This window comes from Actinomadura sp. NTSP31, assembly GCF_041951385.1.
GTDB classification, from domain to species: domain Bacteria; phylum Actinomycetota; class Actinomycetes; order Streptosporangiales; family Streptosporangiaceae; genus Spirillospora; species Spirillospora napierensis.
Genome location: NZ_JBGNUT010000010.1, coordinates 196,428 through 210,637 on the forward strand (window position 1 = coordinate 196,428; position 14,210 = coordinate 210,637).

The 14,210-nt window shown below is 72.4% G+C and carries 12 protein-coding genes; 7 read left to right on the top strand and 5 right to left on the bottom strand.

Going from position 1 to position 14,210, the window contains the following annotated elements; genetic code table 11:
• Positions 1-8: 8 nt before the first annotated feature.
• Positions 9-440: an SMI1/KNR4 family protein gene (locus ACA514_RS19285; protein WP_375042554.1), complete on the bottom strand. Its 432-nt coding sequence runs from the start codon at positions 438-440 to the stop codon at positions 9-11.
• A gap of 149 nt (positions 441-589) precedes the next feature.
• Here ACA514_RS19285 and ACA514_RS19290 point away from each other — a divergent pair, with 149 nt between their 5' ends.
• The 3 genes from ACA514_RS19290 to ACA514_RS19300 are packed head-to-tail and all read left to right on the top strand — an operon-like array spanning position 590 to position 3,881.
• The gene (locus tag ACA514_RS19290; RefSeq protein ID WP_375042555.1) at positions 590-2,104 is read left to right on the top strand and encodes an FAD-dependent oxidoreductase; all 1,515 of its coding nucleotides are present in this window, start codon (positions 590-592) and stop codon (positions 2,102-2,104) included.
• Between the two features lie 15 nt (positions 2,105-2,119).
• A complete protein-coding gene (locus tag ACA514_RS19295; protein WP_375042556.1) occupies positions 2,120-3,250 on the top strand; it encodes a hypothetical protein in 1,131 nt (376 codons plus the stop codon).
• Between the two features lie 4 nt (positions 3,251-3,254).
• Entirely contained in the window at positions 3,255-3,881 is a 627-nt protein-coding gene (locus ACA514_RS19300) for a TetR/AcrR family transcriptional regulator (RefSeq protein ID WP_375042557.1), read from the top strand.
• Between the two features lie 25 nt (positions 3,882-3,906).
• Here the strand turns inward: ACA514_RS19300 and ACA514_RS19305 are convergent, their stop codons facing one another.
• Entirely contained in the window at positions 3,907-4,893 is a 987-nt protein-coding gene (locus tag ACA514_RS19305) for a helix-turn-helix transcriptional regulator (RefSeq protein WP_375042558.1), read from the bottom strand.
• A gap of 90 nt (positions 4,894-4,983) precedes the next feature.
• Here ACA514_RS19305 and ACA514_RS19310 point away from each other — a divergent pair, with 90 nt between their 5' ends.
• Positions 4,984-5,382, top strand: coding sequence for a VOC family protein (locus ACA514_RS19310; RefSeq protein WP_375042559.1), 399 nt, complete (start codon positions 4,984-4,986; stop codon positions 5,380-5,382).
• Positions 5,383-5,427: 45 nt separating this feature from the next.
• Here ACA514_RS19310 and ACA514_RS19315 read toward each other — a convergent pair whose 3' ends face one another.
• On the bottom strand, positions 5,428-6,060 hold the full coding sequence (locus ACA514_RS19315; RefSeq protein WP_375042560.1) for a pyridoxamine 5'-phosphate oxidase family protein: 633 nt from the start codon (positions 6,058-6,060) through the stop codon (positions 5,428-5,430).
• 55 nt (positions 6,061-6,115) lie between these two features.
• Positions 6,116-6,469 carry a hypothetical protein gene (locus ACA514_RS19320; RefSeq protein WP_375042561.1) on the bottom strand — a complete coding sequence of 118 codons (354 nt, stop codon included), beginning with the start codon at positions 6,467-6,469 and terminating at the stop codon, positions 6,116-6,118.
• A 269-nt stretch (positions 6,470-6,738) separates the two neighbouring features.
• Here ACA514_RS19320 and ACA514_RS19325 point away from each other — a divergent pair, with 269 nt between their 5' ends.
• Both ACA514_RS19325 and ACA514_RS19330 read left to right on the top strand, forming a co-directional pair.
• Complete coding sequence (locus ACA514_RS19325) at positions 6,739-7,521, top strand: hypothetical protein (protein ID WP_375042562.1); 783 nt, start codon at positions 6,739-6,741, stop codon at positions 7,519-7,521.
• Complete coding sequence (locus ACA514_RS19330) at positions 7,518-9,272, top strand: GMC family oxidoreductase N-terminal domain-containing protein (protein WP_375042563.1); 1,755 nt, start codon at positions 7,518-7,520, stop codon at positions 9,270-9,272. The genes ACA514_RS19325 and ACA514_RS19330 overlap by 4 nt, the downstream gene beginning before the upstream one ends.
• 26 nt (positions 9,273-9,298) lie before the next feature.
• On the opposite strand, the gene ACA514_RS19335 is transcribed toward ACA514_RS19330, so the two are convergent.
• Positions 9,299-10,486, bottom strand: coding sequence for an ROK family protein (locus ACA514_RS19335; protein WP_375042564.1), 1,188 nt, complete (start codon positions 10,484-10,486; stop codon positions 9,299-9,301).
• Positions 10,487-10,715: 229 nt separating this feature from the next.
• Here ACA514_RS19335 and ACA514_RS19340 point away from each other — a divergent pair, with 229 nt between their 5' ends.
• Positions 10,716-14,192 carry an alpha-N-acetylglucosaminidase TIM-barrel domain-containing protein gene (locus ACA514_RS19340; protein WP_375042565.1) on the top strand — a complete coding sequence of 1,159 codons (3,477 nt, stop codon included), beginning with the start codon at positions 10,716-10,718 and terminating at the stop codon, positions 14,190-14,192.
• The last annotated feature ends 18 nt before the right edge of the window (positions 14,193-14,210 follow it).

A 14,210-nucleotide genomic window follows, 5' to 3' on the forward strand; every position in this document is an offset into this window, starting at 1 on the left:
GCACCGGGTTAAAGGGGGATGCGGCCGCTGAGCCAGTCCGCGATGAAGTGCTCCAGGGACGGTGCGACGCAGCGCCGGTTGTCGGTGCGGTGGTCCCAGACGAAGATGTCGGGCCGGCCCTCGGGGACGAGGGCGTAGGCGAACAGGTTGCCGTCGCCGGGGGCGTCGGAGAAGAACAGCAGCTGGTCGAACGCCATGTACAGCCGTTTCAGCGCCGGGTAGGTGCGCATCTCCAGGTTGCCCTGGATGAGCTGCTCGGCGGAGAAGACCAGGTTGTAGCCGTTGGCGTCGATCACGCCGTCGGTCTCGCCGAGCAGCTTGAGCAGGTCGTCGGGCAGGAGGTGGCCCAGGGTCTCCTCGGCCCGCTGCAGCGCCTGCTCCGTGGCCGGCGCGGCGAAGCGGGCCTGGCGGGTGTGTTCTTCGATCAGCTCACGCCACATTGGCGCATCATCGCGAAGGGGAGCCCGCGCCGTCCAGTTGGCCCGCTCCGTCACGGGAGCACGCGTCATGACCGGTAGGTCCGTGCTCTTGACGTGCCTCGGCCGCAATCATACATTCACTCATCAAGTGTATGAATGGAGGCCAGCGGATGGGACGGAAGACGGCCGTGGTGCTCGGCGGGAGCGTGGCGGGGCTGTGCGCCGCGGGCGTCCTCGCCGGCCACTTCGACGAGGTCATCGTGCTCGAGCGGGACCAGCTGCCCCCCGACGCGCGGCACCGCCGGGGCGTCCCGCAGAGCAAGCACCCGCACTTCCTCCTCAACTCCGGCCGCCGCGCGATCGGCGAGATCTTCCCCGGCTTCGAGGAGGCGCTGATCGCCGCGGGCGGGATGCGCCTCATGCCGTCCCTGGACGCGGCCTACTGCGAGAACGACGGCTGGGCCCCGCGCAAGTCCGGATCGATGACGATGGTCTACAGCTCGCGGGTGCTCATCGAGCGCGTCCTGCGCGACAAGGTCCGCGAGCTGCCGGCCATCGAGATCCGCGAGGGCGCGACCGTCACCGGGCTCCGTTCCACCGGGGGCGGCACCGCGCGCGGGCGCGTCGAGGGGGTCGAGTACCGCACCGCCGACGGCGACGGCCACCTGGCGGCCGACCTGGTCGTCGACGCGCTCGGCCGCGGCTCCTCGGTCGTCGACTGGCTCCGCGCGGCCGGCTGGCAGGCCCCGCCGGAGAAGACCCTCGACGCCAAGGTCACCTACACCTCGCGCTGGTACGACCTGCCGCCCGCCGACCGGCGTCCGGAGACGTGGTGGTGGAAGCACCTGGTCGTCACCCCGACCCAGGACACCGGCGACCATCCCGCCGAGCACGAGTTCCTCAGCAACTTCTTCCCGATCGAAGGCGACCGCGCCATCGTGTGCATGGGGTCGTGGGGCATCGAGATGCCGCGCAAGGCCGAGGCGTTCGAGGCGGCGGTGGACCGGGTGCGGGCCACGCTCTTCGGCCGGGCGGCCCGCGCGTGCACGCCGACCTCCGAGGTGCACCTGACCCGGTCGACGGGCAACAAGTGGCGGCGCTTCGACCTGCTCGACGTGCCCCCGTCCGGGCTGGTGTGCGTCGGCGACTCGATCTGCGCCTTCAACCCGTTCTACGCCCAGGGGATGAGCTCGGCCGCGCGCTCGGCGCTCATCCTCGGCGCGCTGCTGCGCGGCCGCGACGCCCTCGACCTCGCCTTCTTCCGCGAGTTCCTCGCCCGGCAGAAGAAGTCGCTCGACGTCCCGTGGATGCTCGCGATGGCCCGCGACCAGGCCTACGACTTCGCGACCGGGACCGAGACCGTCCCCGCCTGGCGCCGCCGGATCGCCGCGCGCCTCAGCTGGCCGATCTTCAACGCCATCACCGCCGCGAGCCGCGAGGACGCCTACGTCGAGCGGACGTTCGCCGAGGTGTTCAACCTCGACAGGTCGCTGAAGGAGATGGCGGCCGATCCGCGGTTCTGGTTCGGCATCGCGCGGTACAAGCTGCGTCAGAGACTCGGCCGCACGGTCGTGCCCGGCGGCTTCGACGAACGGCAGGACCCGCCCGGCACCGACTTCACCGGCTACACCGGCGCCGCGTCGGCCCGGACGGCCCACCGCGGCGACGACCTCGTCGGCGCCTGACCGGAGGAGCGAGCAATGGGGTACACCTGCGATCCGGTGGCCGAGCGCGTCGCCGAAGGACTCGGCTTCTCCTGCCGTCACGCCGATCCCCTGGTGACCTTCCGCAACCCGTTCGACCTCGCGAACGGCACCATGCCCGTCCTCGAACTGCTCGTCGTCGGCGGCGCGGTGTTCGCGTTCGTCCACGCGTGGCGGCGGTGGCGGCGCGACGGCGACCCGGTCAACATCTCGCTCTGGTTCGCCTCGGTCGTCTATCTGGCCGTGATCGAGCCGCCGCTCTACTTTCCCGGCTGGTTCGGCCTGGAGAAGCAGGTCGGGTTCATCTTCTCGCACAACGTGTTCACCGTGCAGTTCATGTACGACCGGCTGCCGCTCTACATCGTGGCGTTCTATCCCGCGATCTCGCAGCTCGCCTACGAGCTGGTCCGGGCGCTGGGCGTGTTCGCGCGGCGCGGGCCGCTGGCCGGCTCGGCGGCGGTGGCGTTCGCCTGCCAGGTCTTCTACGAGATCTTCGACCAGCTCGGCCCGCAGCTGAAGTGGTGGGCGTGGAACCCCGCCAACAAGATGATCAACCAGCCGGCGCTCGCCTCGGTGCCGATGAACAGCATGCTCCTGTTCGCCTCGGTCTCCTTCGGCGCGATGACGTACCTGGTGGTCCGGCTGGTCGGCGGCGGGCCCGGCCGCGGCCCGCTCGCCGGCTGGAACGTCGCATGGCGCACCGTGGTCGCCGGCGCGGTGACGCCGCTGGCGATGATCGTCGCGAGCGCGCCCAGCGGCGCCTTCCGCGGCGACGACCAGGTCGGGATCCAGCGGGCCGTCCTCGCCGTCGAACTCGCCGCGGTCTGGATCGCCGGCCTCTACCTGTTCGCGGACGCCTTGCGGGCGGCGCGCGCCGGCAAGGCCGCACGGGTGGAATCGTCGCTGTTCGCCCGGACCTATCCGGCGACGTACCTCGGCGTCCTCGTCGTCCTGTGGCTGACCGCGCTGCCGGCGTACTTCGCGTCGACCGGCGGCGTCACCGAGCAGGGCACGCCGATCGGCAGCCTGTGGTACTCCGCGCTGTGCGCCGTCGCGGCGGCGGGCCTCGTCCTGGCGGTCCTGCGGGTTCGCGCGTCGGAACCGGCCGCGGAGCCTGTGCGATCCTAGGGCCATGGCGCACCACGGCTGGGGAGGCCGGCCCCCCGCATCGGATGCCGAGGCGAGGCAGCGCATCGTCGACGCGACCGCCCGCTGCGTCGACAGGCACGGCGTCAGGAAGACGACCCTCTCCGACGTCGCCGCCGAGCTCGGCGTCACCCGCCAGACCGTCTACCGCCACTTCGCCCGGATCAGCGACATCGTCGGCGAGGTGGCGGCGCAGGGCGCGGAGTCGTTCGTCGACCGGCTGGTGGCCCACCTCCAGGGGATCGGCGATCCGGCCGAGGCCGTGGTCGAGGGCATGATGTTCTGCGTGCGGACCATCCCGACCGAGCCGCGCCTGAGCCTGCTGCTGCAGCTCGACGACTCCAGCGCGTTCGGCCGCGGCGCCACCACCGCGGACGCCATCGCCTACGGCGCCCAGATGCTGCAGCGCTTCCCCGTCGACTGGGAGGACGCCGGGATCGGCGCGGACGACCTCAACGGCCTCGCCGAGATGATCATGCGGCTGCTGACGTCGCTGCTGCAGCACCCGAGCGAGCCGCCGCACGACGACGCCCATCTCCGCGCCCTCCTCGACCGCTGGCTGGCCCCCGCGCTGCGCCGCCCGTCGGTGGCCGTGCAGGGCGCCGGACGGTAGCCCGGCCCGTCCGCGCGAAGGCCGATCACGGCGACCGGCGGGCGTAGGAGGCGAGGCGGTCGGCGAGCGCGGCGACGAGGTCGCGCAGTTCGTCGGGGCGCTCGATGACGAAGGGCCGGTCCAGCGAGGCCAGGACCGCGGGCAGCCAGTCGAGCCGTTCGGCCCGCAGTTCGACGTGGCGCCAGCACTCGGTCGCCGGGTCCTCGGTGGACGCGGACTCCCGCACGGTCGCGATGCCTACGGGGAGGCGGGCGCGGATCTGCTCGACCGTCCCGTGGACCCGCAAGGCCACCTCGTGCCGGTAGGGCGTCGCGGCGAGTCCCGACAGGACGCGCTGGGCCGGGTCCGGCCCGGCGGGCGCCTCGAAAGAGCCGGGCAGGGTCCTGGCGTCGGTGATGCGGTCGAGGCGGAAGGTCCGGTCCTCGCCGGCGCCGGGGTCCGCGCCGGTGACGTACCAGCGGCCCGAATGGTTCACGATCCCGTACGGGTGCAGGGTCCGGTCGCTGCGCCGGCCGGTGCGATCGGTGTACCTGATCGAGACGGGGAGGCGGTGGCGCACCGCGTCGGCGAGGGTGAGCAGGGTCCCGGTGTCCGGTGGAACGGGCTCTCCGGGCGGCCTGGTGAAGGCGAGCGACTCCTGGACCGCGTCGAGCCTGCGGGCGAGACGCTCGGGGAGCACGCGCCGGATCTTGGCCGCCGCCGTCTCGCCCGCGGTGCCGGACGCCGTCGCCAGGCCCGTCCGCCGGCCGGCGATCAGCCCGAGCAGCACGGCGAGCGCCTCGTCGTCGTTGAGCATGAGCGGCGGCAGGCGGTGGCCGCGGGCGAGGCGGTATCCGCCGTAGCGGCCGCGCACCGCCTCGACGGGCACGTCCAGGTCGATCAGCTGGTCGACGTACCGCCGCACGGTGCGGCCGTCGACGCCGAGCCGGCCGGCGAGCTCGGCGATCGTCCGGGTGCCGCCCGACTGCAGCAGTTCCAGGAGGGTGAGCACGCGGCCGGTGGGTCGGGACATGATGACGAGCCTATGGTCGATAGTGGACTGATTCTGTCCACTATTGCCTCTAGCGTGTGAAGCGAAGACCCACGAACCCGGGAGGAACCCATGGACTTCGTTTCGATCCGCATCATCACCGGTGACGTCGCGCGCCTCGTCGAGTTCTACGAGAAGGCCACCGGGGTGGCGGCGGTCTGGTCCACCGAGGACTTCGCCGAGATCAGGACCCCCGGCGCCACCCTGGCGATCGCCGGCACCCGCACCGTCCCGCTGTTCGCGCCGGGGTCCGCCCGCCCGGCCGAGAACCACAGCGTGATCACCGAGTTCCTCGTCGACGACGTCGACCGCGCGTACCGGAACCTGACCGGCCTCGTCACCGACTTCGTGACCGAGCCGACCACGATGCCCTGGGGCAACCGGTCGCTGCTGTTCCGCGACCCCGACGGCAACCTCGTCAACTTCTTCACACCGGTCACCCCGGCCGCCATCGCCAAGTTCGCTCGCTGACTCCGGCGGCGGCATGCCGAGGGCGAGCACGTCGCCATGGCCGGTTCAGTAGCGGTTCGTTTCGGCGTCCACGGCGAGGTCCGCGTCGATCACCTCCGCGGACACCTCCTTGAGACCGAGGTGGTCCTTGACGATCCGCCCGAGCGTGGGCAGGGCCGAGCGGTCCGGCCAGGTTTCCGGGGCCCACAGCGACGAGCGCAGGAAGGCCTTCGCGCAGTGCATGTACAACTCGTCGACCTCGACGAGGAGGGCGAGCCGCGGCCGCTTTCCCCGGACGGCCAGGTCGTCGAAGAACGGGGCGTCCGAGACGAGGGTCGCGCGGCCGTTCACGCGGAGCGTCTCGTTCATCCCCGGGACGAGGAACAGCAGGCCGACGTGGGGGTTGTGGAGCACGTTGCGGAAGCTGTCGATCCGGTGGTTGCCGGGACGGTCGGCGAGCGCCAGCCGGTGGTCGTCCAGGACCAGCGCCGACCCGGCGGGGTCGCCGCGGGGCGAGACGTCGCAGGCGCCGTCGGGGCTCGAGGTCGCCAGCAGCACGAACGGCGAGTGCGCGATGACCGTGCGCGCGTGCTCGTCGATCCGGCCGATGTCCTTGTCCCACAGGGCCTGCGGCGGTTCGGGGACGATCGCGCGGAGGTCGGCCTCGGTCGTCACCGTACGGATCTCGGAAGGGTGCATCGTCCGAATATAAGGTAAGCCTAACCAAATAGGTGCCGCGCGACCCGCATGCCGGTCAGGAGCAGTGGAAGCCGAAGACCTCCTGGACGTAGGCGCCCGAGGGGTCCTTGGGCAGGTCGGGATCCGGTTTGCAGGTGACGGTGACGGGCTTCGCCCTCTCCTGGACGACGCCGTGGAGTGTGAAGGTGCCGCGGATGTCGCCTGAGGCGGAGGCCTTTTGCCTCTGCGCCTTGCAGGCGGTCGTCCCCCTGGCGAACCCGCTGGGGGACAGCACGAGGTCCGCGCAGACGTAGTCGGCGTCGGGCCGCCTCGCCCGGTCGGCCGCCGACGCGGAGGCCGGGACGGCGATCGTCGCGGTGGTCGCGGCGGCCAGCGAGCCGGCCGCGAGGATGCGCAGGCAGGAGAGCATGGAAAGCGTCCTTTGCTGCCGTGGGCCGGCGGAAGCGGAACCGCCGGTCCGTCTGTGACTCCTCTGTCATGCGTCTGCGAACGTCACGCCGTCGTACCCGCCGATCTGCCCTTACACCTCAAAACAACCCAAACCCTCCGCTGGTGGGCGGTCGACCTGCCGCGCGCGACTTGTGGGTTGAGCGCGGAATCCGGACCCCGAGCCTGTCACCCGCCTTCAGAGAACGGAGCCGGACGCCCAACTAGCTTGGGCGGCCGGAGGGTGAGAACGTGCCTGACGAACCACGCACCGAACGGCGGCGGCTGCTGGGGGCCGCCGGACTACTCGCGGCCGCGGCGTCGCTGCCGGACGTCACCGGACCGGCGAGCGCGCAGGCCGAACGCGACGCGCTCGGCGAATGGACGCTCGACACCATGAGGGGCCTCGCCGTCTTCGTCATGCCGGGCCCGGACGCCTATTCGCGCGCCCAGGGAACGCCGCGCAAGGAACCCGGCGGGATCGAGGCGAGGCTGCCGGAATTCCTCGTCCAGAACCTCAACCGCTATCTTCCCTTCCCCGACCTGCCAGTAGGAGGACTGGCGGGCGCGCTGGCACCGATGCTGCGCGGCGCCGGGCCGGGGCCGCTCCAGGGCGATGCGGTGATCCCGCTGGCGCCGCTGGCCGCGCTGATACTGAACGCCGAGGCCGTCCGCGTCGATCCGGGCACGCTCGGCGGCCGTTTCCTGGCGCCCTTCTCCCGCCTGACCTATCGCGGGAAAGCGAAGGTGTTCGAGCTGCTGGAAGGGCCCGACCCGGCTCTCGTCGAGGCGCTGGACGCCCAGTTGCCGGAACCGCTGAAACGCTCGGCGTCGGGGCTGCTGAAATACGCCGCCGGGGCGCTGCTGGAACTGTCGGCGCTCGGCGGCTACTCCGAATGGGGGGTGTTCGACCCGGCCACGAGGCGGCTGCAGGGCCGCCCGGTCGGCTGGCGGGACAGCGGATACGTCCCGGCGTCGGAGGGGCGGCCCGAATTCCGCGGCTACTACCAGGGACGCAGGAAGGTGACCGGATGAGCCGGGACGTGATCGTCGTGGGCGCCGGAGGGGGCGGCCCCGTGGTCGCCAAGGAGCTCGCCGCGCGGGGCCTCGATGTCCTGCTCCTCGAGGCCGGTGCCCGCTACGCGCATCCGCGCAGCGAATGGACGCACTTCGAGAACGACGCCAACAACCCCATCACCGGTTTCCTGCGTGTGGGGCCTTCGGATCGCGGCGAACCGGAATGGCTGCGCGAGGAGCCGCAGAATTCCTTCCTTCTCCAGGTGGCGGGCGTCGGTGGGACGACCCTGCACTACTACGGCAACTCGCCGCGCGCCTACCGCGGCATGTTCAAGGGCTATGACGGGCCCGACCGCGGAAGTTACGACACAGCGCACGCGTTCCCGCTGACCTACGAGGAACTCGTCCCGTACTACGAGTGGGTGGAGGCGACCCTTCCGGTCCAGACGGCGGCGATGGGCGTCAAGGAGACGGTGTTCTTCCGGGGCGCGGAGAAACTCGGCATCCCGGTCCAGACCACCAAGGACACGAAGCAGTGGTCGTACCGGCCGCAGGAGAACGCCATCCTGCAACCCGGCGGCACCGCCGGAAAGACGGGGGACCCGGCGAAACTCCGCTATCCGCACGCGACCGGATGCACCTACTGCGGATACTGCCTGGAAGGGTGCATGGAACCGGCCGGCGCCCCGCGCAACCAGGCCGCGAAACGCTCCACCGACAACAGTTACGTCCCCATGGCGCTCACCGCCGATGCGTGGTCGCCGCACGGGCGCGCCGTCACGCTCCTGGCCGACTCCTACGCCGTGAAAGTGCACACCGCCCGGAAGAACGGCGAACTCGTCGCGACCGGCGTGACCTGGAGGAACACCAGGACCGGCGACGTGCATCGCGAGGACGCGGCCGTGGTCGTCCTCGCCGGCGGCACCACCGAGACGCCGCGGCTCTGGCTGAACAGCGGGCTGCCGAATCCCAACGGCTGGGTCGGCCGCGGCTACACCGACCATTTCCTCGACGGTGTGACCGGGCTGTTCGACGACGACACCGGATCCTCGCGGGGCCCGAGTTCCGCCGCCCGCTGCGATTTCCCCGGATACGGCGCGCTGGAGAACATCGGCCTTCCACCGGCGATGCAGGCGTTCACCATGGCGCTGTCCGACAGCGGAATCCGCGGCCAGTACCGCAATGGCCGGGGTCTGACCGGCCCATGGGACGGGCGCACGGGACGTGTCATCGGCCCCGAACTGAAAGAGGCCCTCGCGAACGGCGTGGACCGGCTGCTGAACATCCTCGTCCTCACGGGCGACAGCGTCGAGGCGCACAATCGCGTCACGCTTTCCGCCTTCCCGCCGGACGAGCAGGGAGCGATCCCGAAAGTGGAGTTCCGTTCCCGCCAGCGGACCCGGCACACCCTCGCCGCCCGCGAATTCCTCGCGCGCAAGGCGACCGAGCTGCTCCGCAGGGCCGGAGCGCGACGCGTCTACCGGTTCGACTGGGCGCCGCTGCTCCTGCACGTCCATTCGTCGATGCGGATGGGCCTGTCGGCGGACGATTCCGTGCTGGACGCCGACGCCCGGAGCCGCTGGGTGGACCGCCTCTACGTCGCCGACAACTCCGCGCTCGCCAACAGCCTCGGCGGCCCGAACCCGACCCTCACCACGCAGGCGCTCGCCACCCGCACCGCCGAGACCGTCTTCGTCCGGCACTTCGGCGGCCACCGCTGGGTCGGCCGCGAGGACCCCGTCGTCTCCACCGACCCCCGCTGCGCCTGAGCCCTGCCGGCCGCGGCCGGTCAAGGTCAGGTGGAGAGCCGGCGCCACACCTCGTCGAGCGCGAGCCGCAGCGCGCCGGTGAGGACGGTGTCCTCGGCGAGGCCGGAGAACTCCACGGCCGGCGGCGTCAGGGTCAGCTCGGCGAGATGCCGGGTGATGGCCGTGAGCAGGACGGACCCGGCGCGCGCGACGCCGCCGCCGATCACGACGGCGTCGGGGGCCAGGACCAGCACGGCCGGGGCGACGGCGTGCGCGAACGCCGCGGCCACGTCGTCGACGACCTGCGTGGCCACCGCGTCGCCGTCGGCGGCCGCGGCGAAGACGGCGGCGGCGTCGAGCCGGTCGCCGCTCAGGACGGTCCCGGTGCGGCCGCGCGCGGCCCGCCGGGCCCGCTCGGTGATGGCCTCCGCGCCGATGGCGCGTTCGAGGGGGCCCCGCCCGTCCCCGGTGTCGGGGACGTCGCCGGACGGCCGGATGAAGCCGATCTCGCCGGCGGCCCCGGTGCCGCGGTGCAGCCGCCCGTCGATCACGACCCCGGCGCCCAGCCGCTCGCCCCACTGCACCGCCAGCAGGGTGCCCGGCCCGCTGCGCTCCCCGGCGACGGCCAGGGCCGCGAGGTTGGCGTCGTTCTCCACCCGGACGGGGCAGCCGAAGCGGTCGCGGAGATGGGCGGACAGGTTCACCGCGGTCCAGCCCGGGACGCTGGGCGCGAGCAGGATCCGGCCGGAACCGGGGTCGACGATGCCGGGCGTGGCGACGACCACCGCGGCGATCTCCTCCGCGCCGAGCCCCGCCTCGGACAGCGCCCGCTTGATCGCCTCGTCGACGACGTCCAGCAGCCGCCCGGCCCCGCCGCGGCCGACCGGCAGCCGCACCGCGGCCAGGCGGTCGGCCGCCAGGTCGTCGATCCCGGCGCTGACGGTGTGCGGGCCGGCGTCCAGGCCGAGTACGGGCGCGGCGCGGCCGCGCAGCGAGACCCGGACCGCGGGACGGCCGCCCTGAGGGGAGGCCGCGGCCGGGTCGTGCTGCCGGAGCCAGCCGGCCTCGACCAGGTCGTCCACCGCCTGACCCACGGTCGGGCGGGTGAGGCCGGTCAGCCGGACCAGCCGGGCGAGCCGCACCGGTTCGGGGGCGCACTCGCGCACCGCGCGCAGCACGGCGGCGGTGTTGAGGCGGCGCAGTACCGGGGTGCCGACCGTGCGTTCCTCGTCCATCGCCCCTCCGGAAGATCGCGCGGCCCCTCTTGACCGGACGGTCTTCCGCGTCGATCATGAACGTCGTCCAGGTATTGCAAGGAGTTTAACAAACCCCGCGTGCGGTGGAGGTTCCGCCATGGTGTCGAGCCCACGACCGGAAAGACGACGGACAAGACCACGGGGAAGGCGCCGGGGGACCGGGAGCCGGCCCCGGGCGCTCGCCATCGCGGCGGCCGCGGCGCTCCTCGTGCCGCTGACCGCGGCGATGCCGCCGGCGTCCGCACGGACGGCCCCCGCATCCGCGACGGTCACGGCCCAGCAGACCGGGCCTGCCGCGCAGGCGCTCAATCGCATCCTCGGCGAGCGCAAGGCCGCACAGGTCACGCTCCAGACCATCGACAAGGGCAGCGGCGCCGACCGCTTCCGCATCTCAGCCCCCGGCGGGCACCTGGTGATCGCGGGGACGTCACCGGCCGTCCAGCTCACCGGTTTCGGCTGGTACCTGCGCAAGGTCGCGCACGCCGACTACGCGATCGGCGGGTCGCAGCTGGACCTGCCCGCCCGGCTGCCGCTGCCGGCCGCGCCGATCGAGGAGGACGCCTCGGTCGCGCACCGCTTCGCGCTCAACGACACCAACGAGGGGTACGCGGGCGCCTTCCTGAGCTGGGACGAGTGGCAGCGCCGCATCGACGCGCTCGCGCTGCACGGTGTCAACGAGGTGCTGGTGTACGAGGGGCAGGAGGCGGTCTACCAGCGCGCCTTCCAGCAGTTCGGCTACAGCGCCGAGGACATGCGCAAGTGGATCCCGCAGCCGGCCCACCAGGCGTGGTGGCTGCTGCAGAACATGTGCTGCACCGGCTCGCCGATCTCCCAGCAGCTGATCGACCGCCGCGCGGCGCTCGCCCGGCGCATCGTCGACCGGCTCCGCGAACTCGGCATCACGCCCGTCCTGCCCGGCTACTACGGGACGGTCCCGACCGACTTCGAGACCCGCAACGCGGGCGCCAACACCGTCCCGCAGGGAACGTGGAACGGTCTGGAGCGCCCCGACTGGCTCGACCCGACCGGACCGGAGTTCGGCAAGGTCGCGGGGGCGTTCTACGCGGCGCAGACCCAGCTGTACGGCACGTCCACCATGTACAAGATGGACCTGCTGCACGAGGGCGGCCGGGCCGGAACGGTGCCGGTGGGACCGGCGTCCAAGGCCGTCCAGGACGCGCTCGAAGCCGCCCACCCCGGCGCGATCTGGACGATCCTCGGCTGGCAGAGCAACCCCCGCAAGGAGACGCTGGAGGCGGTCGACCGGTCGCGGATGTTCATCGTGGACGGCATCACCGAGCAGCCGAGCGTCACCGACCGCGAGAAGGACTTCCTCGGCACCCAGTACGCCTTCGGGACGATCTGGAACTTCGGCGGCCACCAGAACTTCGGCGCCGGGCTCACGGGGTGGAACGAGAAGTTCCATGCCATGCGCACCAAGCCGGGCAGCGCGCTGAACGGCATCGCGCTGATGCCCGAGGCGATCGACAACAACCCGGCCGCGCTGGCGTTCTTCACCGACATGCCCTGGGAGGACGGGCCGGTCGACATGGACGCCTGGTACGCCGGGTACGCCGCCGCCCGCTACGGCGCCGCCGACCCGCACGCCGTGGCCGCCTGGAAGATCATCGGCCGCACCGCCTACGCGTGGCCGGAGGGCAAGGACACCCGGCACGTCACCGCCCTGTTCGACGACCAGCCGAGCCTGACCAACACCGGGACGCCGCTGCAGTACGACCCGGCCGAGTTCGAGCAGGCACTGCGCGAACTGCTCCAGGTCGACTCGCGGCTCCGGCGCTCCGACGCCTACCGCTACGACCTCGTCGACGTCGCCCGCCAGGTCCTCGCCAACCGCAGCAGGACGCTGCTGCCGAAGATCCGCACCGCCTACCAGGACGGCGACACGGCCGCGTTCGAGCAGCTCACCGATCGCTGGACGGCCGAGATCGCGCTCATGGACGACGTCCTCGGCACCGACCCGAACTTCCTGCTCGGCACCTGGCAGCGCGAGGCCGCCGGGCAGGCCGCGAACCGCACGGAGGCCGCGGCGCTCGACTACGACCTCAAGTCGCTGGTCACGCTGTGGCAGACCGAGAGCCCCGGCCTGCAGGACTACGCGCGCCGCGAGTTCAACGGGCTGGTCGGCGGCTACTACGGCAAGCGCTGGGCGATGTTCTTCGACGAGCTGAAGCGCGCCATGAAGACCGGCGCCGCACCCAAGCAGATCGACTGGCGCGCCGTCGCCGAGAGCTGGGCGCACGCCGGGACCCGTTACGCCGACCGGCCGCATGGCGACGCGTACCGGCTGGCGGCGCGGGTGGCCGAGGAACCGGCCGGCGCGCTGGCCCTCACCTCCGACCGGAAGGGCGTCGCCCCGGGCGGCACCGTCCGCGTCACCGCCACCTTCACCAACGAATCGACGCTGAGCGCCGCTCGCGGCGTGCGTTTCGCGCTGACCGCGCCGCGCGGCTACACCGTCCGTCCGGCGACCGGCGCCGCCGGACGCGGCACCGACGTCGACCCCGCCGGCACCGCGACCGCGACCTGGACGGTGACCGCACCCGCCGGCGCCCGTCCCGGCGACCTCGCCGGCCTGGACGGAACCGTCTCCTGGCGCACCGGCAAGGGCGAATCCGAGCAGGCGAGCGCGCACTCCCCGCTGATGGTCGGCGGGAGCACGATCGGAGCGCCCTACAAGACGGCCGCGTCCACGACGGCCGAGTTCGCGCGCCAGGGCGACGCGATCGGCATCGCCGCCGGCGGCGAGGACCTGTGGGGCGACACCAACGAGCTCGCCACCGTCTACACCGACGGCGGCCTCACCTCGGGGCACGCGGTGTCCACGAAGGTGACCGAGCTGGACGGCGCGTCCCCCTGGTCCCGCGCCGGGCTCGTCGCCGCGAACGACCTGTCCGAGAGCGGGAGCGGCGGGTACGCCAACATCGCCGTCACCCCCGACCACGGCTGCGTCTTCTCCTACGACTCCGACGGCGACGGACGGCTCGACCAGGTCAGCGAGGTCGGCGGGTTCGCCGCCGGCGACGTCCGCGTCCGGCTCGGCAGGGACGGCGACCGCATGAGCGGCTCGTGCAGCTCCGACGGCGTGAACTGGAACGTGGTCGGGGCCGGCACGGTCCCCGGCGCGTCGGACGCCCAGGACGTCGGCATGTTCGTCAGCGCGGTCAACCGGCACACCGGGCAGGAGGCGATCGCCCTCTTCGGCGGCGGCGTCACCGCCTCGCCCGGCACCTCGCGCGACGGCTCCGGCGACACCCTGCAGAGCCTGCGCAAGCCGGTGACGGCGCTGTCGTCGGAGTCCGGACGGCCGCCGGAGGCCGCCAACGACGGCAGCCGCGCCAACTCGCCCTACTGGGGCGGCCAGATGACCTACGGCGAGAACTGGTGGCGGGTCGACCTCGGCGCCGTCAACGACGTGTCCCGCGTCAACGTCCGCAACTACGTCGACGGCACTCGCTACTACACCTACCGCCTGGAGGGCAGCCTCGACGGCACGCACTGGTTCACCCTCGGGGGCCGTAACGGGCCGCGTCCCGCCGCCGACGCCGGCGACACCATGAAAACCGAGGCCAAGGCCCGCTACATCCGCGTCGTCGGCCTCGGCAACACCGCCAACTTCACCTTCCATCTCACCGAAGTCAGCGTCTACGGCACGCCCGCGACCTGACGGATCCCACGGAGGCCC